20 protein-coding genes are annotated in these 25,768 nt (G+C 43.3%); 8 read left to right on the top strand and 12 right to left on the bottom strand.

The window, feature by feature from the left end; translation table 11 throughout:
- Positions 1 to 17: 17 nt before the first annotated feature.
- From DCO56_RS00635 to DCO56_RS00645, 3 genes are all read left to right on the top strand, one after another.
- The gene (locus DCO56_RS00635) at positions 18 to 1,568 is read left to right on the top strand and encodes a RagB/SusD family nutrient uptake outer membrane protein (protein WP_108631856.1); all 1,551 of its coding nucleotides are present in this window, start codon (positions 18 to 20) and stop codon (positions 1,566 to 1,568) included.
- Complete coding sequence (locus tag DCO56_RS29455) at positions 1,569 to 3,620, top strand: glycoside hydrolase family 16 protein (RefSeq protein WP_219929281.1); 2,052 nt, start codon at positions 1,569 to 1,571, stop codon at positions 3,618 to 3,620.
- A 254-nt stretch (positions 3,621 to 3,874) separates the two neighbouring features.
- On the top strand, positions 3,875 to 4,900 hold the full coding sequence (locus DCO56_RS00645) for a threonine aldolase family protein (protein ID WP_108631857.1): 1,026 nt from the start codon (positions 3,875 to 3,877) through the stop codon (positions 4,898 to 4,900).
- A 101-nt stretch (positions 4,901 to 5,001) separates the two neighbouring features.
- Here DCO56_RS00645 and DCO56_RS00650 read toward each other — a convergent pair whose 3' ends face one another.
- Together DCO56_RS00650 and DCO56_RS00655 are read right to left on the bottom strand one after the other, a co-directional pair.
- Positions 5,002 to 5,718: an MIP family channel protein gene (locus DCO56_RS00650; protein WP_108631858.1), complete on the bottom strand. Its 717-nt coding sequence runs from the start codon at positions 5,716 to 5,718 to the stop codon at positions 5,002 to 5,004.
- Between the two features lie 151 nt (positions 5,719 to 5,869).
- On the bottom strand, positions 5,870 to 6,940 hold the full coding sequence (locus DCO56_RS00655) for an NAD(P)H-dependent flavin oxidoreductase (RefSeq protein ID WP_108631859.1): 1,071 nt from the start codon (positions 6,938 to 6,940) through the stop codon (positions 5,870 to 5,872).
- Positions 6,941 to 7,109: 169 nt separating this feature from the next.
- Here DCO56_RS00655 and DCO56_RS00660 point away from each other — a divergent pair, with 169 nt between their 5' ends.
- Together DCO56_RS00660 and DCO56_RS00665 are read left to right on the top strand one after the other, a co-directional pair.
- Positions 7,110 to 8,102 (top strand): 2-hydroxyacid dehydrogenase, encoded by a 993-nt coding sequence (locus DCO56_RS00660; protein ID WP_108631860.1) that lies wholly within the window; start codon positions 7,110 to 7,112, stop codon positions 8,100 to 8,102.
- Positions 8,103 to 8,134: 32 nt separating this feature from the next.
- Positions 8,135 to 9,061: a DMT family transporter gene (locus DCO56_RS00665; RefSeq protein ID WP_108631861.1), complete on the top strand. Its 927-nt coding sequence runs from the start codon at positions 8,135 to 8,137 to the stop codon at positions 9,059 to 9,061.
- Position 9,062: 1 nt separating this feature from the next.
- Here the strand turns inward: DCO56_RS00665 and DCO56_RS00670 are convergent, their stop codons facing one another.
- Positions 9,063 to 9,395: a winged helix-turn-helix transcriptional regulator gene (locus tag DCO56_RS00670; protein WP_108631862.1), complete on the bottom strand. Its 333-nt coding sequence runs from the start codon at positions 9,393 to 9,395 to the stop codon at positions 9,063 to 9,065.
- A gap of 120 nt (positions 9,396 to 9,515) precedes the next feature.
- Here DCO56_RS00670 and DCO56_RS00675 point away from each other — a divergent pair, with 120 nt between their 5' ends.
- Positions 9,516 to 10,964 carry an MFS transporter gene (locus DCO56_RS00675; RefSeq protein ID WP_146190951.1) on the top strand — a complete coding sequence of 483 codons (1,449 nt, stop codon included), beginning with the start codon at positions 9,516 to 9,518 and terminating at the stop codon, positions 10,962 to 10,964.
- Between the two features lie 41 nt (positions 10,965 to 11,005).
- Here DCO56_RS00675 and DCO56_RS00680 read toward each other — a convergent pair whose 3' ends face one another.
- The 6 genes from DCO56_RS00680 to DCO56_RS00705 form a co-directional block, all read right to left on the bottom strand.
- Entirely contained in the window at positions 11,006 to 11,956 is a 951-nt protein-coding gene (locus tag DCO56_RS00680) for a hypothetical protein (RefSeq protein WP_108631864.1), read from the bottom strand.
- Between the two features lie 80 nt (positions 11,957 to 12,036).
- Entirely contained in the window at positions 12,037 to 15,180 is a 3,144-nt protein-coding gene (locus tag DCO56_RS00685; protein WP_108631865.1) for an error-prone DNA polymerase, read from the bottom strand.
- Positions 15,180 to 16,682 carry a Y-family DNA polymerase gene (locus DCO56_RS00690; RefSeq protein WP_108631866.1) on the bottom strand — a complete coding sequence of 501 codons (1,503 nt, stop codon included), beginning with the start codon at positions 16,680 to 16,682 and terminating at the stop codon, positions 15,180 to 15,182. Before DCO56_RS00690 ends, DCO56_RS00685 begins: the two co-directional genes overlap by 1 nt.
- Entirely contained in the window at positions 16,679 to 17,425 is a 747-nt protein-coding gene (locus DCO56_RS00695) for an ImuA family protein (RefSeq protein ID WP_108631867.1), read from the bottom strand. Before DCO56_RS00695 ends, DCO56_RS00690 begins: the two co-directional genes overlap by 4 nt.
- Positions 17,426 to 17,564: 139 nt before the next feature.
- Positions 17,565 to 18,299, bottom strand: coding sequence for a LytR/AlgR family response regulator transcription factor (locus DCO56_RS00700; protein ID WP_108631868.1), 735 nt, complete (start codon positions 18,297 to 18,299; stop codon positions 17,565 to 17,567).
- A 12-nt stretch (positions 18,300 to 18,311) separates the two neighbouring features.
- The gene (locus tag DCO56_RS00705; RefSeq protein ID WP_181390422.1) at positions 18,312 to 20,240 is read right to left on the bottom strand and encodes a sensor histidine kinase; all 1,929 of its coding nucleotides are present in this window, start codon (positions 20,238 to 20,240) and stop codon (positions 18,312 to 18,314) included.
- A 341-nt stretch (positions 20,241 to 20,581) separates the two neighbouring features.
- On the opposite strand from DCO56_RS00705, the gene lgt reads away from it, so the two are divergent.
- Positions 20,582 to 21,409, top strand: coding sequence for a prolipoprotein diacylglyceryl transferase (gene lgt, locus DCO56_RS00710; RefSeq protein WP_108631870.1), 828 nt, complete (start codon positions 20,582 to 20,584; stop codon positions 21,407 to 21,409).
- A gap of 27 nt (positions 21,410 to 21,436) precedes the next feature.
- On the opposite strand, the gene DCO56_RS00715 is transcribed toward lgt, so the two are convergent.
- On the bottom strand, positions 21,437 to 22,102 hold the full coding sequence (locus DCO56_RS00715) for a response regulator transcription factor (RefSeq protein WP_245935751.1): 666 nt from the start codon (positions 22,100 to 22,102) through the stop codon (positions 21,437 to 21,439).
- Between the two features lie 34 nt (positions 22,103 to 22,136).
- Complete coding sequence (locus tag DCO56_RS29150) at positions 22,137 to 22,277, bottom strand: hypothetical protein (RefSeq protein ID WP_181390423.1); 141 nt, start codon at positions 22,275 to 22,277, stop codon at positions 22,137 to 22,139.
- A 149-nt stretch (positions 22,278 to 22,426) separates the two neighbouring features.
- Between DCO56_RS29150 and DCO56_RS00720 the strand changes: the two genes are divergently transcribed.
- Positions 22,427 to 24,499: an ATP-binding protein gene (locus tag DCO56_RS00720; protein ID WP_108631872.1), complete on the top strand. Its 2,073-nt coding sequence runs from the start codon at positions 22,427 to 22,429 to the stop codon at positions 24,497 to 24,499.
- A gap of 185 nt (positions 24,500 to 24,684) precedes the next feature.
- Here DCO56_RS00720 and DCO56_RS00725 read toward each other — a convergent pair whose 3' ends face one another.
- Complete coding sequence (locus tag DCO56_RS00725) at positions 24,685 to 25,761, bottom strand: phytase (protein ID WP_108631873.1); 1,077 nt, start codon at positions 25,759 to 25,761, stop codon at positions 24,685 to 24,687.
- Positions 25,762 to 25,768: the final 7 nt, after the last annotated feature.

Consider the following 25,768-nt stretch of genomic DNA (forward strand, 5'->3'; position numbering starts at 1 on the left):
CCTTTAATTTAAACTGCATGAAAACTTTTAAATATATCCTGATTGCAAGCTGTTTAGGCATTTCTTTCGGCCTATCGAGCTGTAGTAAATTTTTGGACAAGCCCTTAGAAAACCAGCAGCGTTCTGAGGAGATTGATTACAGCAATACGGCTTTAATGTATGGTCCTGTTTCCGGTGTATATCGTTCGGCTTCAGATGATAATCTGGTGCACTGGATTGACCTTTCCATTCGTTGTATGCGCGATGACGATTACCAACAGGCTGCACCGAATCCGAATGACAACCCCGAATTAATGGGTATCAAAAATTTCCAAAATGACGTCACAATTCAATCGTATTGGGGATTAAATCAATCTTGGATCAGTTATTACAGCCTTGTTATTGCAGCAAACAATGCATTGATCGAACTGGATAACTTCGCCGCAAAAATCCCCGCATCTAATTCAGCTGACATCAAACTCAATAAACAATACAAGGCCGAAGTCAGATTTCTAAGGGCATACGCCCATCTCATGGCATCACGCCTGTTTGGAAATGTACCTATTTTAATTGACAGCGATAATATCGGTCGCCTGGCCACAATCAATAAAAGTACAGCCGCAGAGGTTCGCCAATTTATCCTTGATGAAATGAATGCCTGTTCGGAGGATCTTGAAGATGCGCGTCCTAATCAGTCCAAGCACGTTGGTGCGGTAACACGATATTCCGCGCTTCTTTTGAAAGCGAAAGCCGCAGCAGATTTGGCGGGAAATGATAACGGAAGTACCTATTGGAACGAGGTCCTCGATGCCACAAACAAAATTATCGCAAGTGGCAAATTTTCCTTATACCCCAACTACTATGAACTTTTTAAAATTCCGGGAAAACTGTCTAATGAATCTATCTTTGAACTGCAATACTCCGATTTTGGATTAGGAACCGGGGATATTGTTCGTCCCGGTGTTGATTGGGGAACGTTTTTCAAGTGGCAAGGTCCTTCAGGTGATCAAAAAGGAAGTCCTATTTCTGGTGCCGGCTGGGTCCCACCTTCACAGAATATCGTTGATTTCTTAACCAATAGAGGCGAAACCGAACGGCTAAAAACGACAATCTTATACTGCGGTATCAACGGCAACCCGGCAACTACGGCAACAACACCAAGCGGCGATATTGTCTATGGGAATCCATTCGGTGTCAAATATTTCAACGGCAAGGCCTATCTTCCAAAATCACAGATGACGGCAGGTCGAATGGAATATGGGGCGAACAATAATGTGCGTATACTACGTTACGCGGATGTACTTTTATTAAATGCAGAAGCCAAAGTCAGAAAGGGACAAAATGGTGATGAGCCTTTTCGTCTGATCCGTGAACGTGCCAAACTAACAGCAATTACAAATGTCACTTTAAACCAGATTTTGGACGAACGCCGCGCCGAATTTGCCTGTGAATGGTGGGGCGAGCGTTTCAATGACCTGATCCGTACAGGACGGGCAAAAGAAGTATTCGGTGCAAAATTCACTCCCGGTGTAAGCGAGTTCCTCCCTATACCACAAACTCAAATAGATGCAAATCCTAACTTTCGATAAATGATGATAGCAGGAAGACTACTCGCTTTCCTATTGCTCAACCTTCTCTTCCTTCCCATCGGATGGGGACAGCAAGGGAAACCCGTTAAAACAACAATTACTAAGGTCGACGGTGGCTTTACAATCATGCGCAACGGGCAGCCCTACTTCATCAGAGGGGCGGGCGGAACAAGCAATATGGAACAATTAAAAGCGTATGGAGGCAACTCCATACGCACATGGAGCCCTTACCAAGCAGATGAAATCCTAAATAAAGCACAACAGCTGGGACTTACGGTAACCCTGGGTCTCGACGTGAAAACAGAACGGCATGGCTTCGATTACAATGACCCGGTGGCGGTTGCAGAACAAAAAGAATACCTGCGTACAGTGATTCTGAAATACAAAGATCATCCGGCCCTATTGGCGTGGGGAATCGGCAATGAACTCAACTTGCATTACAGTAATCCCAAGGTCTGGGATGCTGTCAATGGCATTGCCAAAATGATCCATGAATTAGATCCCAATCACTTGGTTACCACCATGCTCGCCGGTATAAATCAAAAGGAAATTGATTATATTAAAAGCAAATGTCCGGCATTGGACCTTCTTGCCGTGCAGGTGTATGGCGGACTTGCCTCCGTACCTGAACAATTGCAAAAAACAGGCTGGAACAAACCCTATATCGTGACAGAATGGGGCCCTACGGGCCATTGGGAAGGCCTACAAACACCTTGGGGTGCATCGATTGAAGAAACCAGCCACGAGAAAGCAGCCGTTTACAAAAGCCGATACGAAGCCTCCATCGGTCAGGACAAAAACTGTCTGGGCTCTTATGTCTTTCTGTGGGGACAGAAGCAGGAACGTACACCGACCTGGTATGGACTGTTCACCGAAGCTGGCGAAGAAAATGAGGTTGTCGATGTGATGCATTACCTCTGGTCGGGCAAATGGCCAGACAATCGGGCGCCACAGCTGGATTCCTTTTTGTTGGACAACAGGCAGGCAAAAGATTTCATCTATCTTGAATCTGGAAAAACCTATCCCGTAAAAGTCTTTGTACAGGATCCCGACGGGGATAAATTAAGGATACGCTGGGAACTTCTCCAAGAGAGCACTGACCTTAAAGAAGGTGGTGACCGTGAAGAACGGCCACAGGCGCTAGCCGGATTTATCAAAAATAGTGCGGATGACAAGGGTACATTAACTGCTCCTTCCAAAGAAGGTGCCTATCGGTTGTTTGTATATGCAAGCGATGGAAATAACAATGTTGCGACGGCAAATATCCCCTTTTATGTGAGATCAACTTTAAATAAGACCAGTGGCAGAGCCTATCACTTTTCGCCAGTGCCGATATGGTCTGATGAATTTAATTACTCGGGCTTACCGGATAAAAGCAAATGGTCCTACGATATCGGTTCCCTCTATGACGGCTGGGGAAACAATGAATTACAATATTATATGGAAGCTTCACGATCAAATTCCCTAGTGCAGGATGGCGTCCTGAAGATTACGGCGAAAAAGGAAAATAGAGGCGGTAAATCCTATACCTCCGCACGGCTGACAAGTAAGAATAAGGGGGATTTCACTTACGGCAGATTTGAGGCCCGGGCAAAACTACCACGAGGCCGTGGCACCTGGCCCGCTATCTGGCTGCTTCCCACCAATTGGAAATATGGTGACTGGCCCAATTCAGGGGAAATAGATATACTTGAACATGTTGGATACGATCAGGATGTGGTTCATATTTCTACACACACCCAAGCATACAATCATGGCATCAACACACAGAAAACAAGTAAAAAAAAGGTATCCGGCGTTTCCGACAGGTTTCATAACTATCGTATCGACTGGACTCCAGCCTACATCAAAGGATTTGTTGATGAACAGGAGATTTTCCACGTTGACAATGAAAACAAGAGTTTTAAAGAATGGCCCTTTGACCAGAATTTCCATTGGTTAATCAATTTGGCTGTCGGAGGCAACTGGGGTGGTAAAGAAGGTATCGACGACACAATATTTCCGGCAACATTTGAAATTGATTATGTCCGTGTCTATAATTTATTAGAATAAAATTTCATTTGGTAGCTCCCTTTTAAAACCCGAAACCGCTTGTCAGATCACCTCGGCAGGCGGTTTCGGCTTTAACAATGATTTCTTTCATGATATTTTTTGTTCAAAAGCAGAAAAAAGTAAGAAGTATTTATACTTTTGAATGCACAAACGGCGATCAGCTTTTCTGGCATCCATTTTTTGAGACGAGAGATCAGAAAAAGAACCATAGCTGTTGTAAATATTAAAAGGATCCCTGAGCTAAAACACTTACTATGTACAATTTTAAAAACGACTATTCGGAAGGAGCCCATCCCCGCATTTTGGATAAACTCATTGCAACCAATCTGGTACAACAACTTGGATATGGAGAGGACGAGTATGCACAAGAGGCAAAAGCAGTTTTAAGAGAGAAATTGAATAATCCAGCCGCAACAATCCATTTCGTATCAGGAGGCACCCAAACGAACTTGTTGGTTATCTCATTCCTCCTCCGTGTCCATGAGGCCGTAATAAGTGCAAAAACAGGACATATTGCGGCAAATGAAACAGGTGCCATCGAGGCCACGGGGCACAAAGTGATTACGACTGAAACAGTAGATGGAAAATTAAGGCCCGAGGATATCGCTGAAGTATTAGCATCATATGCACTTGCTCCCCATGTGGTCAAGCCACGCATCGTCTATATTTCTAATTCAACAGAAATTGGCACAATTTACGGCAATGATGAAATCAAAGCTCTGTATCAATTCTGTCAGTCCCACCAGCTGTTACTTTATATGGACGGGGCACGGCTGGGGCATGCACTTACCGCGGAAAATAACGACTTAACACTTGCGACAATCAGCCGGTATACCGATGTCTTTTATATTGGCGGTACTAAAAATGGTGCGCTTTTAGGTGAAGCCATTATCTTTAATAGACCCGAATTGGCGATCGATTTTGATTATGCGATCAAGCAAAAAGGCGCCATGTTAGCCAAAGGACGTATTCTTTCCATTCAGTTTTTAGAACTCTTTAAAGATGATCTGTATTTCGATCTGGCACGGAAAGCAAATACACTGGCGATGCGTATTGCCACGGCGGTCCGCGAAAAAGGCTATACTTTCCTAACACAGTCCACCACAAATCAGCTGTTCCCAATTCTACCCAAAAAAGTTATTGATCGCTTAAGCGCAGATTATCAATTCTATATTTGGAAAAATATCGATGCGGATTATGCCGCCATCCGACTCATCACTTCCTGGGCAACCGATGAGGAAAAAGTCATGGCCTTTATCAAGGATTTACAGGAGGTATAAAAACATAGGACTAAAATTCGTATTGGGATACGACTTTGGTACACATAAAAAAAAACGCGCAAGACCTGTGTCCCTGCGCGTTTTTTTTGCTTTTATGACGATTAATCTTTAGGCTCCAAGGCTCTCCACACGCCTGCAGCAACCGCAGCCCCCACTAATGGTGCAACAATAAATAACCACAATTGCGATAATGCATTGCCGCCGGCAAGAATTGCCGGGCCGAATGAACGGGCAGGATTAACCGAAGTACCTGTAACCGGTATGGCTACCAAATGGATTAAGAGCAATGTAAATCCAATGGCTAAGCCCGCCATCGTACCGTTTCCTACCTTTGATGTTGTTGCCAGTATGACAAAAAGAAAGAGAAAAGTTAAAACGGCTTCAATCAGAAACGCCGAAGCGGTACCATATTCATTTTGGTAACCTTTCCCCCATCCATTAGATCCATACGCCCATTCGCCAGCTGTAAAACCTCCTAATTGACCGCTTAAAATCTGTTGCAACACAAATGCCCCCAAAAGTGCACCGATAAATTGTGCAATGATGTAAACGATTGCATCCTTAGCAGACATTCTTCCAGCCAATAGTACACCTACCGTCACCGCCGGATTAATATGACAGCCAGAAATTCCGCCAATGGCATAGGCAAAGACCACAACCGATAGACCAAATGCCACTGAAATACCCAAGAGGCCTAGCCCTGAAAGCCCTCCCATGGTATTGGCTCCAGCAATAGCGGCTGCGCCACAACCAAAGAGTACCAAACCAAATGTTCCAATTAGTTCGGCTACAAATTTTGAAGATGTTTTAATTTCCATATGAACCTGTTTATAACTTAGTTAACTCTAATGTAATCATTTTCTATATAAAAAAAGAATAAGGAATAAATTATTGTAGAACAATATCTACATCCCTAGAAAACTGCGGCAGCTTTGTATTTTTAGTTACATAGCATATTGGCTTATATTATTAACAACCTGTCGCCTCTTCAACTTCCCGAATTAGCTCCTGAAGGATATCTCCGGTTGAACCTTCCCGATAGGGATGAATGGATTGTCCAACCCAAATACCGACGAAATCTGTATTTTCTTTTGCCTTTGCCGCCCTTCTTAAGGCATTGGTTAATTTATTTTGATAGGGATACGGTAAAATATAATCCGTTCCATCCACAATTTTTATGAAAGTGTTTGTAATTGCCCTGGTAAACCTTCCAGAAAAACTCCGGGTCAATACAATATCTGATTCTTTCACCTGACTTAAATGTTGTTTCTCAAAATCAAGTAACGCACTTTCCCTGGATTTAAGCAATAAACTGCCCACCTGAAAACCTGCCGCCCCCAATTGCTTTGCGGCAAGCAACGTTCGGGCATTATATATCCCGCCAGCATAAATCAGTGGTTTGTCAACATGATCATGTACTTGCGACAACAAAGAAAGTCCGCCAATCCGCGGAATGGCGGTCGCATGGAAACTTCCACGATGTCCCCCAGCTTCCAGTCCCTGCACGCAAATAATATCGATACCTGATGCCTCCAGGATCTGCGCTTCAGCAACTGAGGTGCAAGTACCGATAAGAAGTGTATTATTTTCCTTTAATAAAGCTATGCTCGGCTCATCCAGATTGCCGAAAGTAAAGCTAACGATTTTGCACTCGCTTGCGATAATGGCCGCGATCTGTTCCCGATAATCCGTCAGATGAATGTCCTCAAACTTTGGCAGCTCCACCTCCAACCCATGCTGATGAGCCAGTGTCGCTATAAATGAACGAACTTTACTGTAGTGAGATCTTAGATTTTCGGATACCTCGGGTATGCTATTAACAAAGATATTAACGGCAAATGGCAGTGCGGTCAGCCTTTTTGTTGCTGCAATGGCAGCGATACATTTTTCGTAAGGTAAGTCTCCCAGTGCCAGTGTCCCTAGTGCGCCGGTTGCTGAAGCTGCTGCAACCATCTCAGGCGTCGTCACCCCAAACATCGGTGCCTGTACAATCGGATATGCTGTGCCTAATAGCGTTGTAATTTGAGTAGACCAGTTCATGATGAAGTGATTTTTATGTCCAAAAGTTAAATCGGATAACTTTATGGTGATTTCAAAACTAATTTAGTGCTTTTATTGGGCATTTTACAAGAATTAACCCCATTTATTCGATAGAATTTAAACCGGATAAAAAATTAATACCGTATATTTACATAGGAAATACAATTTTATGAAAATAGCTTTCTTCTCAACCAAACCTTACGATAAAGTCTTTTTTGAACGGGAAAATGAGACCTACGGTTTTCAATTCAGCTTTTATGAAACCCATCTTGGCCCTCATATTGTCAATGCAATTGGAAACGAAGAGGTTGTCTGTGTTTTCGTCAATGATAAGTTGAATCGACAGGTCATCGAAGTTCTTGCGCAGAAAGGCATAAAGTTGATTGCCCTGCGATGTGCAGGTTTCAATAATGTCGATCTGGCGGCCGCGAAAGAATTCGGTATCCAGGTCTGTCGTGTCCCAGCCTATTCTCCAGAAGCCGTTGCTGAACATACGATGGCCATGTTATTGACACTCAACCGAAAAACCCACAAAGCTTATAACCGTGTCCGTGAGCAAAACTTTTCCTTAAATGGCTTGTTGGGCTTCAATATCCATCAGAAGAAGATTGGAGTTATCGGAACAGGTAAAATTGGGAAAGCATTTATTCGGATTGCCCAGGGCTTCGGTGCAGAGGTCATCGCCTTTGATCTGTATCCTGATCAGGACCTGATCAAAGCCGGTGTTCAATATACAAGTCTGGATCAGCTATTTAAGGATTCCGATATCATCTCATTGCATTGTCCGCTTACACCAGATAACCATTACCTCATCAATAAAGAATCACTGGCAAAAATGAAGGACGGGGTTACCATCATCAATACAAGCCGGGGCAATCTTATTCATACAAATGATGCCATTACTGCATTGAAAGAGCATAAAATAGGATTATTGGGAATTGATGTGTATGAACAGGAAGAGAAACTATTTTTCAAAGATCTCTCCGCAACCATTATAGAAGATGACACCATCCAGTTATTGATGAGTTTTCCAAATGTTTTAGTAACGGCACATCAGGCTTTTTTCACAACGGAAGCACTCACCCAAATTTCTCAACGGACATTAAAGAGTATTGCTGACATCCTGGCCACCGGAACGACAGACAATGAAGTAATATTATAGCACGGTATCCGAAAAGATCATTAACGTTTAAGATGAACAATACAGATAGCAATAAAGTTTTGAAAGGCTTTTTATTGGCTGTTAGTGCAGCCATACTTTGGGGTGTTTCCGGAACTTTTGGTCAATTTCTTTTTCAGCAACGAGGCGTCAATGTTGAATGGCTTATTACCATAAGAATGTTGATAACCGGTGCCTTTCTTTTAATTCTTGCAGGAATAAACAACCACAGCGACCTATGGTCTATCTGGCGCAAGCGCAAAGATGCTATTGATCTGCTCTTATTTAGTATTGTCGGCGTGCTCGCCGTTCAATATTCATATTTTGCGGCGATCAACTATTCCAATGCTGCTACAGCAACGGTCATGCAATATACCGGCCCAGTCATGATCGCCATTTATATTGCATTAAAAGAGCGAAAATTTCCAAACGGCAAAACATGCCTGGCAATTATACTGGCGGTATTAGGTACCTTTCTATTGGTCACCCATGGTAAAATGGGCACGCTTTCGATCTCTGGAATCGCCCTATTCTTTGGATTGGTGTCTGCAGTAACACTTGCCTTCTATACCTTACAACCTGTTGATCTCCTAAGTAGGTACAAGTCAACCATTGTCATCGGCTGGGGCATGCTTATCGGCGGAGTTGCATTTTGTTTTGTCAGAACTCCCTGGGACTTAGCTGGTGTCTGGGATATGCAGACCTATGCTTATACGTCGTTTATCGTTATTTTTGGAACGCTAATCCCCTTTTATGCCTATCTCACAGCCGTGAAATTAATCGGTGGACAAAAGACCAGTCTCCTTGCCTCCGCTGAACCCCTATCTGCGGCATTGCTGGCGGTATTATGGCTTAACACTCCATTTGCCTTTACAGACTGGATGGGTACCGCATGTATCATATTGACAATTATTTTACTCGGAACCGCAAAAGATAAAAAGCAATCCCTGCAGGTCACATAAATCATCTCTTTTTATAGTGTAACCACCATTCATCCAGCTGCTCAATAATCGGCAGCAAAGTCTTGCCCATTTCGCTCAGCTTATATTCTACACGCGGTGGTGATTCTGCATAAATCTGTCGGCAAAGGATACCATCGCGCTCCAGTTCACGCAATTGGACGGTTAATGTGGTCTGTGCCATATCATCCATCTCCCTTCGCAATTCTCCGAACCGTTTAGGGCATTCTTTTGCAATGGCTTTGATTAGTAAAACCTTCCATTTTCCGCCAATGATCTTGAAAATACCATTGACATCACAACAACTTCCAAAAAATTCACTTTTTTTTTCATCCATAATCACCTCATACTGACCATTAGTTCATAAAACCATACTAAGTACATCATTTATAACTACTTGACTATAAAAAATATCCAAACTACTTTTGACTATAAAATTATCAAAAACTTTGGCTATATGCGCTTCCGAATTAAAGATTTGCTTCACATTTGTATCCTATCCATTGGCATCTTTTTGTTTGTCATCGATCTATTCATTATCAATGTTTCCCTACCGACCATACAACAGTCTCTGGACCTGAGCAATAGTGCAACCCAGTGGATCATTATCTTATATATTATTGGCTACGCCAGCCTGCTGATCAATGCGGGCAATGCCGGAGACTATTTTGGCAAAAAGAAATTATACGTCATGGGTATGGCCGGTTTTACGGTTGCTTCGGTTTTATGTGGACTATCAAGCAATATCTACCTTCTGCTATTGGGCAGGTTACTGCAAGGGATTAGTTCAGGCATGATGGTACCACAGGGTATCGCTCTGATCACGCTGCTTTTTGAAGACGCCTCTAAGCGAGCTATGGCCCTGGGGATATATGGTAGCATCGCAGGTATTGCCTCCGTAATCGGACAACTGCTCGGGGGACTACTTCCCGACCAGTCATGGATCCATGAAAGCTGGCGCCTTATTTTCCTGATTAATATCCCAATAGGTATCCTCGCCTGTATCGCCGCTTACTGTTGTGTTCCCCGGGACCAGCCAAACCCTACATCCACGATTTCGTTTATACCGATGCTGAGTTTATTTATACTCTTGATGGGCCTAATATCTCCGTTGGTCATGGGGCCTGAGTTGCATTGGCCGATCTGGTCGATACTATTGCTGGCAGCTGCGCTTATCTTTACACTGTTATTCCTAAAAAAGCAGAAGAAACTGTACAAAACGGGACAAAAGTCACTTTTTAACTTCGCCCTTTTCCACAACAGGATTTTCAATCTGGGACTGATTGCAGCATTAGCCTATTATATGGTCCAGGATGCTTATTTCATTATTAACTCCAATTATCTACAGCATGAGAAAAGTTATACAGCAACAATGACAGGCATCGCTTTCGTCTATCAGGGTATAGGTTACGTAGTTGCCAGCCTGATGGTCAGCAGGTTTATTCAACACCATGGCAAAGCCGTTGTACTCACCGGATTGGGAATAATGGTTATGGGACTATTTCTTCATTTACTTGTCCTCAATGAAGTAAGTGTCGCAAGCGATCAGCTTCATCTGCTCTTTTTCTTTTATGGGCTTGGCTGTGGCAGCGTACTACCATCCCTGATGACCTTAGCCTTAAAAGATGTCAGCAAAGAATTGATCGGCGTAGGATCCGCGATCTACCTTACCGTACAACAACTGTCCATTTGTCTCGGTATTGCCTTTGTTGTTGGCCTGTTCCTACATGAAAATGGGAATCCATTTTTCAGGCTGAACAATATCACGACAGCATACGGCGCTGCTACTACGGTATCCATCTTATTATTGCTATTGGTGGCCTGTTGTATTGTCTGCTTACCAGCAATTGGGAAAAAGAAGGGTAACTGTATTACCGCTCAACAAAAGCTTGACTGTGAAGTATAATAATGCCAATGAAATATTGGCGTAAAAATGAGAAGACTACATTAGTCTTTTGGTTCGTATTTTTTAAACAGCGCGTAGTCATAAGGGATATGCATGCTTAAAGACTTGGCTTCCCATGTATCGCCTCCCTCAGGAAGATAAAAATCATAGGCATTGTCCAGGAAATTCTCCCCATCAGGGGCCTCCTGCCAATGTTTCTTCTCGCGGTTATAGAGTAATATCATGCAGCTTACACAGTGTTTGTTGCCTTCTTTCTTAGGGTTTTCATAGCATTGGCCAATTTTGATATTCAACTTTTGCTGAATGATCACATCTGTCAATCGCTTATTTGTAAGGTAAATTAAAGCCAATTGTGCATCTTCATCTGTGGGAGACTTCTTTGCGGGAATCAGTTTATCAAATTGAGCTTTTTTAATCCTCGCCATCTCTGCCGATTTGAATTCGGGAGCAAGAAGATTGGTATCGATAGGTCGAAAGTCCTCCGCATCAGCGACCCTGGTGACACCGGGTTCCAAAGAGGCTTTGCGGTCTGCGGTATCAGCATCCAATGCCGTTGTCCCTCCGCTATTTTTGTCAAACACCTGCCCCAGTTCCGACAAATGATGCCCGATATGGTTAAAACCAACAACATAGCGTAAAAAAACAAAACCTAAGGCAAGTACAGCTAAACCTATTATTAAGCCTTTCTTACTCCCTGCCCCCTTGCTTTTGTCCCGTTCTACTTCCAAAAAAGAAGACGGTTCAGGCTCTCTTCCAGCTGAAACTTCGCTATTGGGCACTTCGTCGTAATCAACTAAAAACAGGTCTTTACCATCGAAAAGATCTATATCGCCTTCGTCAAATAGTTGAACAATATCACGAGCCGTTTTAAATTTTACATTTGCACGATTGGCGATCAGATCAATGGCTCCGTCGCGATTATCCTGTTTGATCAAATCGATGATGATTTCTTTTTCGATTTCAATTTTATTAACGAGAATATTTTTGTTCATCTAATTTTATGTTCTTTTCAGTTGATTCCAGCTGTCGTACTTGCTTTACGAGTTCAAAAATGAGATTAATAAATGAAAGATCAATGAAAATTTCGTCCTTTATAAAAAACATGTGTTACGCGCTCATCCTCTTCTGCCAGATTTGCCAATAAACCGGACATATCAAAGCAACGTTCAGCAATAATATGGATAACTTCACCTTCAACCTGCACTTTCCCAGCGACCATAAATAATTTCGCCCGGAGGATCTCTTTTCGGTATTTTTCAAATACCTTACTCCAGATGACCACATTTGCAAAGCCGGTATCATCTTCGATGGTAACAAATAACACGCCTTTGGAAGTCCCCGGACGCTGCCGTACGGTAATCAATCCACAGACTTTAACAGGCATATTATTTTTAATCAGCCCTAGTTTTTCAGTTGGAACCACATGGAGCAGATCTAATTTGTCACGTAGGAAACTCACCGGATGTGCTTTGATAGAGAGCCCGGTCCTTGCATAATCCGCTACGACATGTTGGCTGGGGCGCAACAAAGGCAGTTCAATCTGCCCTTCAGCAATTGATGCTGAAGGTTTCCCTTCGAATATGCCAATGGGCCGATCACCCAAAGCTGTGATTTCCCACAGTGCCCGTCTACGGTCGATGCCAAGCGAACGAAAGGCATCTGCCTCGGCTAAGCGCTCCAGTCCCGACAGGGATAATCCAGCTTCCATCATTGCCGTGATCGTCGAATACCCCTGTTTACGCCCTTTGGTCAACACCCGGGCCTCTTCTTCCGAAAAGCCTTTAATCTGACGAAGTCCTAAGCGCAGGGCATGCTGTTTACCCATATCACCTTCCAGGGTGTTATCCCAAAGGGAATGGTTGATATCTATGGGGAGAACTTTCACACCATGCCGCCCGGCATCAATTACGATCTGTGCCGGCTGATAGAATCCCATGGGCTGGCTATTGAGCAGAGAAGCCGCAAAAATATCAGGATAATGGTATTTTATCCATGAAGAGACATAGACCAGCAGTGCAAAAGAGGCCGCATGGCTTTCCGGAAATCCATAGCTTCCGAATCCTTCCAGCTGTCGAAAGACGCGCACGGCAAACTCTTCCGTATAACCTTTCTTCACCATACCGTCAATCATCTTTTGCCTGAAAAACGACACCTGCCCTTTTGCCTTAAAGGTCGCCATGCTACGGCGCAGTTCATCTGCTTCAGCGGGGGTAAATCCGGCCGCAACAATTGCAATCTCCATGGCCTGTTCCTGAAAAAGCGGAACCCCCAAGGTTTTTTCCAGAATCGCCCTAATTTCATCTTTGGGATAGTCCACACCCTCTTCCTTGTTACGCCGGCGCAAATAAGGATGTACCATATCCCCCTGTATCGGTCCCGGACGTACGATGGCCACCTCGATAACCAGGTCATAAAACTTCCGTGGCTTTAACCGCGGTAGCATGGACATCTGCGCCCGGCTCTCAATCTGAAATACGCCCAGTGTATCGGCATGACAAATCATATCATACACCTTCGGGTCATGGTCAGCGCCAATGCCTGCCAAAGTCAGGTCCAGTCCATAATGTCTTTTGGCAAGATCAAAAGCCTTCCGGATACAAGTCAGCATCCCCAAAGCCAATACATCCACTTTCAGGAAGCCCAGCGCCTCCAGATCATCTTTGTTCCACTCCAGGTTGGTCCGGTTATCCATGCGGGCATTTACCAGCGGACAGAGTTCATGAAGATTGCCCTGTGTGATGACAAATCCGCCTGTATGCTGGCCCAGTTGCCTTGGAAACCCAATATACTGATGGGTCAGTTCAAGCACTTTACGTAAATGCGGATCTTCGGGATTAAATCCCTGTTCCACTAAACGTTCAAGATCAATGTTCTCATCCCAATGACTGCTTACCACACCCGCCAGACGGCCAACGGTGTCCATGGATAGCCCCATCGCTTTTCCAACATCGCGAACAGCCCCTTTAGCCCGTACCTGCGTCACTGTGGCCACAATAGCCGCACGGTTGCGCCCATATTTCTCATAGATATACTGGATCACCTCTTCACGGCGTTCATGTTCAAAATCAACATCTATATCCGGTGGTTCATCCCGGGCATCAGACATAAACCGCGCAAAGAGCAACCTAAACTCAGCGGGGTTGACCGAGGTAATACCCAGACAATAACAAATGGTCGAATTGGCGGCCGAACCGCGTCCTTGGCACAAAATACCTCTTTCCTTGGCAAAACGTACATAATCATAGACGGTCAGAAAATAAGAAGCATAATTTTTCCGTTCGATAAAATCAAGTTCCATCTGGATGGTATCACGGATGGTAGCGGGGATCTGGTCACCAAATCTGCTCTTCGCCCCCTTCCAGGTCAAATAGGCCAGTTCTTCCTGCGCAGTACGTCCATTGGATGACAATTCATCCGGATACACATATTTTAAATCGTCCAGCGAGAAACAGCATGCCGTTGCTATTTCCATTGTTCTGACGATAGCATCGGGATATGGCCTAAACAGGCGCTCCATCTCCGCCATAGGTTTCAGATAACGCTCGGCATTGGGATATAATTTAAATCCGGCGGTCCGGATCGTACATTTCTCCCGGATACAGGTCAAAACATCCTGTAACTCCCGCCGTTCGGGAATATGATAATGTACATCACCCAAGGCAACAAGAGGGATAGCAAGATTTTCGCCCAGTTGCTGCATGCGGAATAAAAGCTTTGCATCGTCACCACGATAGAGCCGTTTGACACCTAAATACAAAGCCGTCCCCAATTGCTGCCTGTATTCGGTCGTAAATGCGATAAATTCCGCTTCAAGCTCAAATCTGGCGGTTAATCTGTCAGGGGGACAAATAATAAATTTGATACCCTCTTGATACTGATAAACATCGGATCTATAGAGCGCGCATTTACCTTTTTCGGCGCGCAGATTACCTACGGTCAATAAGGACGACAGCCGTCCATAAGCTTCCTTATCCGTTGGATAAGCCAATAAGCTTGGACCATCCTGCAGGTCCAGACGACAGGCCGGGATAAGAGTGATCCCATGTTTTTTAGCGGCGGTATGGGCACGAACAATCCCTGCAAAACTATTCCGGTCAGTCACCGCAATTTTCCGATACCCCAATTGTGCAGCACGTTCCATCAGCTCCTCCGGATGGGAAGCTCCTTCCAGAAAGCTAAAATTGCTGGTCACCTGTAATTCACAATATCCCCTCATTATGCAAAAAAACCATGTAAAAACCATTGATTGGGCGAACGGTCATCGTAGTGCCCCGAGCGATAGAGCCAAAATCGTCGTCCTTTCTCATCCTCAACAGCATAGTAATCACGATGCTCCCCCTTATCTATCCACCATTCCCGCTCTATACGCTCGGGCCCATCCGCCTTTTTTACGGTATGGACTTCCCCCTTGTACCGAAAAAACAGGGGCGGATAATCCGGAATAGGCGCTGTGACCATAATCGGTTCGGGGGTACTCAATAAACGGGTGGGACGAGGTCTGTCAATTTGCCAGTCAACAGTGGGTACCTCCTGTGCTGAACTGGCTATTTTCATGGACCGTTCAGGCCAATAATGTGCCGCAGGCAAATAGCGTGAAATTTCACAGGCGGGATCTCTGCTTTTTAGACGGTCCAATAATTCGGTTACCACAGGATTGTCCAGTCCGATACGATGGCTCCATAAATTCTCCTGCACAGGGTCTGCCTCTTCAACTTTGGGAATTTCCAATATAAACAGTTCAATGCCCAATGCAGGTTCTATCTGTGGGATTTTCAGGGCAAATAACTGAAATAAATGCTGTTGGTGTGCTGTCGCCCGATTGGTTCCGATGCTGATCTGTTCTATTTTCCCGTCCACCCGATGGCATTGTAACACCGCTTCCCGAACACCCTTACCTTCCCCGGTTAAACGTTTACAGATGTTGTTTAAAAGCTGCTGCAGGGCAAGTTCAATGCCATTGGCTGTACGAATGGGCTCCAGGCAGGGCAAACGTTCTTCGTAAGGAAAAATAGGTTTTATAGAAACAATAAATTCATCCTCATCCCCGATGGCCTGATCCAGGCGGAGTACTAAATCTTTTCCAAAACGTCTGCGCAGAGCTGTGCGCGGCATGCGCGCGAAACTTCCGATTGTTTTTAATCCAAGACTTTGTAAGCGTTGCAGTACAGTTGCCTCCAGCCGTAGTGCCTGTGGAGGCAAATCCAATATAGCATCAAACTGTTTATCCCCCTCCACAATGGCATTTCCATTTCCGAAACGGGCGATTGCCCAGGCCGTGCCGATCGTATCCGCAATACCTACACATACGTCATAACCATGCTGTTTAAACCGGGAGACGATATGCTGTAAATAAGATTCTTCTCCCCCCCAAAGATGAGCACAACCACTGATATCCAAAATAATCCCTTCGGGCAGATCTATCGCCACAAGCGGTGTATACCGGATACACCAATGGGCAATGTTGTGGAGCAACTTTTCGGTTAATTCTGAACGTTCATTGACCACTTTTAAGGAAGGTAAAAAAGCCTTAGCATCCGCAATGGCCAGACCTGGATACACACCTTCCTGCTCAGCCAGGGCGTTACAGGCATTGGCGATCAGCTTGCCATGCGTAGAAATTGCCAATACAAAGGGGATTTCTTTGAGCTGAGGTTGTCCAACAGTCATCCAATCTGTTTTTAGATGGCGAAACCATAAGGAGGCAAATCGCTTTTTCATGCCAGTCCCAGATGAGCATAAGATTGTTCCCATTCTTCCGGAAGCGATCTTGTTTTAGCAACAGGTTCAAAACCGTCCGCAGTCCATGTCATCTGCCATCGCCCCGGATTTCCATTCCGCACTTTAAGTAACTCAATATCCCAGCTTGGATGGCCAATTCCCGGTAGTCCATCTTCCAGTTGGCTAGGTCGCGAACTAATTTTCCAGCGTGCAGCACAGGCTGTTGCTCCCAATAGCTTCGGATTGTGCTGCAGAATAAACCCTGTCACACCACTTTTCTCCACAGCCAGTTGCAAACGCCGCGACTGTACAAAGTCCAATTGATGTATCTCCGCCAGTACCGCTGTGATTCCCTCACATTTCAGCGCCTCTTCCATTGCCCATAACAGGTCCTTTTCCCTGTCCATACGGACAAAAATGACCTTTTCTGGATCGACACCAAAAGATTTAATAGCCGTGGGAAATAACGTATGAAAGCCACTTATCCAAATGCAAATCCCATCGCTTCGCATCAGTTTGCCCAACAAGCCGGCTATAAAACCACAAGAAACGGCACCTCCTACCCGATCAAAACTAACAAATTCATGAATCACTCCTTTGGGAAAAATCCCGTTGGGGAAAGCCTCCTCCAATGGGCCAAGACCCATTGGAAGCACATCAGCTGATTTTTGCTTTATTCCCTGCCATACCAGCAAGTCTTTTTTCAATTGGCCGATTAAAGCTTGTTTTTCTTTTGTTTGCATAGCCACCTCCGTCTTAAGTTTAAGCAAATTTAATACTAAAATATTTAGTATTAAAACGAAGTTACTATATTTTTTAGTTTTTAAACATTACAAAGTAGAATAAGTCCACTTTTCATTCCAAAAGAAACCTATATTTTCATCAGAAATCACTCAGAAACTGCTGGATAACATCCTTCTTTCTGGTCGCTACCGGAATCATTTTGCCATCTGCCATTTCCAATTGACCATCCTTAAAATATTTTTTGATATAGTTTGCATTGATCAGGTAGGATTGATGGCAGCGGATAAATTCGGTGTCGGGCAACATGGTTTCGAAGTGTTTAAGTACTTTAGAAACCATCATCGGTTTGTTGTCTTTGATGTAAAATGTGGTATAGCCTTTGTCGCCATGACAGTATAAAATATCGTCGATATTCACGATCTGTGTATATTCAAAGGTACGCAGTGCAATCCTTTTGGGTTTATTTGGTGCCTTCAAATAATTCTCGGCCATATTTAACTGCATGCTATTAAACCTGTATTCCGTATTCTTCTTATAGCATTTTTCAATTGCTTCTATAAATTGCTCAGGCACCAAAGGTTTCAATAAGTAGGCGATGGCACCAATATTCAGTGCTTCAATGGCATATTGATTAAACGCTGTAATAAAAATCGTATTAATATCCAACTTAAGCTCGGACAGAAAAGACAGGCTCGAGCCATCTTTTAATTGAATATCCGCCAAAATCAAATCGGGATTAGTGGCCAGTAATTCCCGCTCGGCCTGAGCAATGGAAGGGCTATAGCCAACGATCTGAACATAAGGAATGCTATCCAGGAGTGACTTTATATATAAGTATATATTATACTCATCTTCAAGAATATAAACTTTCATAACATTGATTTTTTAGTTAAAATATAAAACAAGTGGAATATAAATTTCGACTTTATAACCACGCTGATCATCGGTATAATTTGGCGTTATTTCAATCCGCGCTTTCGGATCTGCATCCGCAAACAACAGTTCCAGCCGCTCTTTTGTAATGATTTGCGATAAGGACGTCTTGTGCGAAACCTGTTCTTTATGGACCTGCATTCCCCAGCCATTGTCACAGATGCTGACATGCAATTGATTTTCATCTGCATGAAAATCAATGGTCAGTTGCCCCATATAAGGCAAGTTCTTAAACGCATGTTCAATTGCGTTTTCCACAAATGGCTGTATGATCATTGGTGGAATCATGACATCATCCGGATCCAGATCGCCTGTCTTAATCTGATAGTCAAATACATCCTGATAACGCATCTGCTGTAAAAGTATGTAATTATTTAATGATTTAATTTCCTGGTCCAACGAAATGTATTCTTCCCTATTTAATTCAAGGATATCGCGAATCTGACGGGACAATAAGAGTAGGTATTGATTGGCCTTAGCTTTCTGCTCGCTGCTAATCAAGCCCTGTAGATTGGCAATGGCATTGTATATAAAATGTGGATTAAGTTGGTTCTGTCTGGTTTTTTGTTCCAGAATAAGCTGTCTATTCTCCGCAAGAATACGTTGGTTGATATTTTGTAATAATCTCTGTTTGTTTCTGAAATAGATAAAAAATGCAATACTGAATACCAGGGCCAATAGAATCACAAATATCCAGCGTTGCTGCATCAGGATCTTATGGTTGAAGGCATTCGTGGTTCGTAGCAACGTAATCGCCTGATCTTTTTTCTCCGTCTGGTATTTTGTATTGATCTCGTTGATTTTTTCCGCTTCAATCCGCTGCGTACTCTGTTTATAATCTTGAAATGTTGAATCCAGTGCAAAATATGCCCGTTCATAGTCACCTTTTAATGCATAAGCTACTTGCAGGTTTTTATAATAAAACATCTTATTATGCTTCATCTTATGCTTTTTGATAAATCGGAGACCGGCATTAAAATAAAATATGGCCGAATCCACCTGATTATTGTTCAGGAAGTTCTTGCCCAGATTCGCATATACATAAGGATTAAGTGTATTGGAGGCTTGTAGATAGTTGAAATATGTTCGGGATGCTTCTACCGCTTTCGGATTGTTATTGATACTAAAATAATACTGTGCCTGTAAATCGTACATGCGCATGATAATGGTCGAGTCCTTTGTTGCATTGGCATAATGCCGGCAACTGTCCAAAGTACCTTTTAGTTTCTCAAAATCATGCAAGGCCATATATTGCATAAATTTCATCTCCTGATAGGCCTCAGAGACATGCGGATCCGTCTTATTGGGATGGTAATGATACCAGGATTCGACATCTTTCAATGCCTGCCGGTAGTCTGCCTGTCGATATTCAGCATTGGCCAATAGATTATAGAACAGAAAAGTAAATACACTTTCATGTGCCAGGGCATACTCCTTTGCATCAATAATCTGTGCCACCATCGTTCCGCTCGTCACATCATGAAAACTGAAATTGGCACGAATCCCCAGATAGTCCTTTAAAACTGCTAAATCCGGAGACAACTTTTGTCCTTCCAGATTTTTTAAGGCAATTTCAACAGAATCTATATTGTCATCCAATAAATATTCGTAGGCCAACAGAATAGAATGGTAAGGAGAATGCTCAAAGTAGCCGTCTTTAAGCAGTTCATTTCTCTTCTTCTTTACAACAGCGGCACTTTTGAAATCCTGTATCGAAAGATAGGTCAATAGCACATTTTCATAACTCAGCTCAAGAGAATCGTTGGGTATTACGGTATTCTTATTCGGATCTCGGCTTTTATTTTGATGACAAGAAAAGAGCTGGACGAGCAGTAAAAGTGCCATAAGACAGTAAAACGCTCCGGTTCCGTAATTCTTCATCAACATCTTTATTAATTTACTTTTGTTCTTTTCGAAAGGCTCGCATTGCTCCGCCAACAAGTAACCGAATATCGGAATATTCCGAACAAAACAATATATTTGGATTCAAAAATATTTAACTTTCCTGATATTTAAGTATAGCTCCTATTTACAAACAAACATACTGGATCGAAAGATAGTAAATCAGACGAATTAATAAGCGTATCCTCCGCATCAATATTCGTCATGAATAGCCTGTTTTCTGAATAAATAGCCTCGTTGCGGGATTTATTTCAATAATTTTCTGTAACAAAAAGACGCCAGCGCATACTCATCATATAAACGCAAAACATGTAGCCCTGATGACAAGCAGTATCGTATTAAATTTCATCACATGGGATGTCAGCAGTGATATCTTCACCATACCGATCATCAACCACCCTGTACGTTGGTACGGATTATTCTGGCTACTGGGAATAGTTTTATCTTACAGGGTATTATGGAACCTATTTAAAAAAGAAGGTCGGCCGGTTGAGTTTCTGGATCAGTTGAGTATATATATTGTCCTGGGAACAGTAATAGGGGCACGCCTGGGCCATGTCTTATTTTATGACCCATCGTATTATTTCAGCAATCCTTTAAAGATCTTTGCAATATGGGAAGGTGGTCTGGCCAGTCATGGCGGTGGAATTGGTATTTTGGCCGCTATTTTCTTTTTCGCCAGGAAGAAGAAACTTTCTTTCCTATGGGTAGCCGACCGAATTGCACTGGTTGTTCCTATTGCTGGCGCCTGTATCCGACTGGGGAATCTGATGAATTCGGAAATCATCGGTACCCCGACAAAGCTCCCCTGGGCTTTTGTCTTCACGGCTATTGACCCAATCCCACGGCATCCCGCACAGCTCTACGAAGCCTTATTTTGTCTATTGTTATTCCTTTTGTTGAATTACCTCCGGACAAAACCTATCCTAAAAAACAACATCGGAAACTGCTTTGCACTCTTGCTGATCCTATTATTTTCTTTTCGATTTATGGATGAATTCCTAAAAATCAATCAGGAAGATTTTGAGAGTTCATTGTTCATAAATATGGGACAGCTCCTCAGTATACCATTTGTTCTGATCGGATCGGCCCTACTTGTCATCAACAGTAAGCGAAAATCAACACAGCTGTCGCAAAACAAAAGTTAACCCGGAGACAAGCGGGCATGAACGGTGTTATTTTAAGATGCCGGACTGGAATGCGACTTTAACCAGTTCCGCAGTATTTTTTACGTTCATTTTTTCAATCAAACTCTGCCGGTGGCCTTCTATTGTGCGTTTGCTCAAAAAGATTTTGTCGGCAATCTCAACATTTGTGAAACCGTCAGCAATTAATTTCAGCACCTCCAGTTCACGCTCACTGATATCAAAGTCCGATAACGAACGATTCGGTAAATCCGTATAATTCTCACCGGAAGTTACCTGATCCAGCAGTGCCATACTGATTTCTTCACTGACATATCTCCCCCCATTGGCCACATGATTCAGGCCAAAAAGAAGCTCGTTATAATCCACATTTTTAAGCAGATATCCCGAAAGACCGAGTCCAAAACCTTCGATAACATAATGAATCTGGTTTAACATCGAGAGAATGACAACCTTAATGGACGGATATGTTGACTTGATGATCCGCAGCAGTTCCATACCGTCCATATGATCCATGCTGATATCCGTTAAGATAATATCCGGCAACAACTCCGTAGAAAGCAGTTGCAGCGCTTCATCACCATTCGATGCCTCCCCCACGACAACAAATCCCTCCTGAGACTCCAATAACAATTTAATACCATTACGTACGACCATGTGATCTTCAACCAACAGTATCTTAACCTTACTCATCATTTACAGTATTTAATAAAAATATATCTTTTGTTTTTTATCCGAACAGTATGCCACCATGGAGTTCAGCTGCATTTTTTACCTTGGAAAGATCAGGAAACAACTTGTACCCCAGCTTCCCCTCCTGCGTTCTTTCCAAACCGGTACAAACGGAATAAAGATACAAAATTCTATCCATTCAAAGGACTTCATATCCATATTCTATCGGAGTCCTGATCCAAAAAAGATACTACATTTGACTTAAAATTCAAAGAAAGTATAGAAAGAATACGGAAAGGGAACAATATTTGTTTTAAACTAAACGGTATTTAATTTTTTTGACACTTTATGATCCGTTCCGACAAAGATATTTTATCTGTACTCCATTCTTCCTTGGGAGCCTGTGCAATCTACGATAGCCCGGATCTTCATATATCCTATGCAAGTGCGAAAATGTTACAACTGTGGAATTGCGATAAAAGTGCAATTGGACAACGCCTGGAAGACTCCCTTCAGCAGCAGGAGTTACTTGAATGTGTCTCCAGGTTAAAACAGGTATGGTCTAACCCCAAAGGTCCGGTTGAAGAACACCTGACCATCAAACTTAACCCCGCAGGAGAGCCCGGCACATCCAATTATAGGATGGACTATCAGCCATTAATCTCTGCCGACGGAGAAATCTATGGACTATATCACACAATAACGCTCCTACCCGATCCTATCCCGGCGGCGCAACAGGTAACGGAGAAAAATAATATTGAACAGCAGCTCCTGGAAGACTTATTGACACCAAAATATAGCCTTGGCGGCAATGTCCAAGCCATAACAAGTTTAAGCAAATATCCATTACCGGACAGGGAGGCCAAAAATTTAAATCTAAAGCTGAGAGACGCCCTGAAAAAGATCATCGAGAGCGAAGAACATTATCATTTCGCCTTGCAATCTGCCGAAATGGGCACCTGGAACTTAAATTGCAAGAGTTACGTCGTGCATTGGGATGAGCGTACACGTGAACTTTTTGGTTTTGTCCATGGTGAAACCGCCCCTTACACGGAGGTATTACGCTATATACATCCCGATGACAGGACCAAGATAGATCAAGAAGTCAAAAAATCATTAATTGACCAGAATAAAGGGGTATACGATGTGCAGTTCCGCACCATTGGGGCCAAAGATCAAAAATTGCGCTGGCTCCACTGCAAAGGAAAAATGTATTTTGATTCCAACCAGCAACCGGAATGGTTTGCCGGAACTACCCTGGATATCACACAGCAGCATGCAGAGCGCGAAAAATTGGAAGCCATTAATACCTTAATTACACAAAAAGACCAGGAGTTTAGAATGATCGTCGAAGCAGCAGGGATTGGCATCTTCTCCATCGATGTAGAATCGCGGAAAATGGAACTTAATGATCAATGTCGTGAACTCTTTGGATTTGACGGTCAGCAGGAAATACAGGAAGTCGATTTTTTCGCGCAGATCTTACCACAGTATCGGGACAAAGTAAGCCATATCTTTCAGGAGGTCGTCTCCAAACAATTGCCTTTTGACTGTCAATGTGAAATAGAAGATAAGAAAACAGGGAAAGTAAAATGGCTCCGCTCTGTTGGCGGTGGACAATTAGCAGCAGATTCGAACCGGCAGATTGTCTATGGTGCTATATTCGATACAACAAACGACAAAGAAGAGGAACGAAAAAAGCTGGATTTCATCAGTATCGCAAGCCATGAACTCAAAACACCGCTGACTTCTTTGATTGCCTATATCCAATTACTGCTTGCAAAGGAGCAGACGCTTAGTTCAGAAAAGCGGCTACAATATCTTCACCGGTCAAACGAGCAAGCCATACGTATGCGGGGGCTCATTGATGGTTTTCTGAATGTATCTCAGCTTAATGAGGGCAAGTTATTGCTTCACAAAAATACATTTCAGATCTGTACGTTGATAAATTACATTCAAAATATCTATTCGCTAAAACCTGTCAAGCATTTTATTCATTATACCGGAGCGACCGATTCAAGCGTGGAAATCGTGGCTGACCGGGATAAGATCGAGCAGGTTATCATTAATTTTATGGACAATGCCATTAAATACTCTCCGACCAATTCTACGATTATAATGGATATTGCTGTAGATCATGCGTATTTCAGTGTTAAGGTCAGCGATCAGGGTCGGGGTATCGGTGACAAACACCAAAAACAAATTTTCAATAAGTTTTATCGGGTGAATGATTCAACCGATAGTTACGCTTCCGGATTCGGGATCGGACTCTTTATCTGTCGGGAAATTATCCAAAAACATCAAGGCAAAATTGGTGTGGACAGCAAACTGGCTGAGGGATCGACTTTCTGGTTTAAGATTCCTATCCATTCCCAGACAGCGCCTGTAACCGGCATACAAAACGCAACTAAGCAGGATTGATGAAAGCTTGTTGCCCCGGAGTGAAAACAGTACGCTGCGGCTAACATGGTTCTTTCAGTCAGCATATGGAGAATGTGGATTGTAAAGGAAATTACGACAATAACACATTATCAAAAACAAAGACAACAGCTGTATATCCATTTTACAGCTGTTGCCATTTATGCATTGTCAATTCTCCCGAAAGATTATTTCATTTTCAGGTCCTTTCCTGCAATATCCTCCCAACGGTAATAATGAAAAGTTTTATCATCGCTCATGGCCACAAATAAGCCATGTTGAAAGGTATCATTCAGACGGGAAGACACGACCTCCGAACCATCACTTTGCGTGGCCATAACAGGCACTGTCTTCAAATGGCTATGTTCAAATGGGTTCGCCTTTGTTCCCTCACGGCTAAAAATCTGAAAGCGGTTGGCCCCTTGATCAGAGACCAATATATAGCCGGTGCTATCCGTCAGCTTATAAATAGAAATACCTTCATGATCTTCTTTAAAACCTTCGGCCGCAAAAAGGGCCAACTGCTGATTTCCCTTCCCCGGATCCGCATAATATTGCTTCACCCCCACCTGCTCGTCTGAATAATAGATATAGCCCAGTTCATTGTCCACAGCGATGGCTTCAATTTCTTTCTTCCCACTAAATGAGCCAAACTTACGGACTAAGGTCGCTTTCACGGCGCCAGCACCGTTATCTTCCAATAAATACTGACCTAAATACCCTTCTTTAGGACCGTTTTTGCGGCCCACAATCGCATAGATTTCACCTTTCGGTGATGTGTAAAGTGCAATCCCCATCAGATCCCTGAATTCCGATTCGGTCTCGCCTACAAACATATCCAATCCTCCCCCGTCGATTGGTTTCATATCAGGCAACGAGAATACTCGTAACTTATGGGTCATACGTTCGGTCGTAACAGCGATATCAACAGGTTTGCCGCCCAAAAGCAATCCATAAGCGATATCAACATTATTGGGGCGTTTCAGATTAGAAACGACTTTATCCTTGACAATTTTACCCTGTAAATCGTACACAAATAAAGCACCATCCGCATCTTTGTCCGTAGCAATGACTAGGCTTTTGCCGGGATCGGTCTTATTGATCCAGACCGCAGGATCATCGGAATCATAGCGTACTGCTTCTGTAACTATGGCAGGTTTGATCGTATCCGTTGCGGAAGTACCGGGCTGAGGGTTATTACAGGCGACCTGCACGAGTGTTGAGGCTGCCAAACAAAAAAATAGTGTTGTTTTTAAAGTTGTCATGCTATTG

This window comes from Sphingobacterium athyrii, from assembly GCF_003071065.1.
In the GTDB taxonomy this organism is placed as follows: Bacteria; Bacteroidota; Bacteroidia; order Sphingobacteriales; family Sphingobacteriaceae; genus Sphingobacterium; species Sphingobacterium athyrii.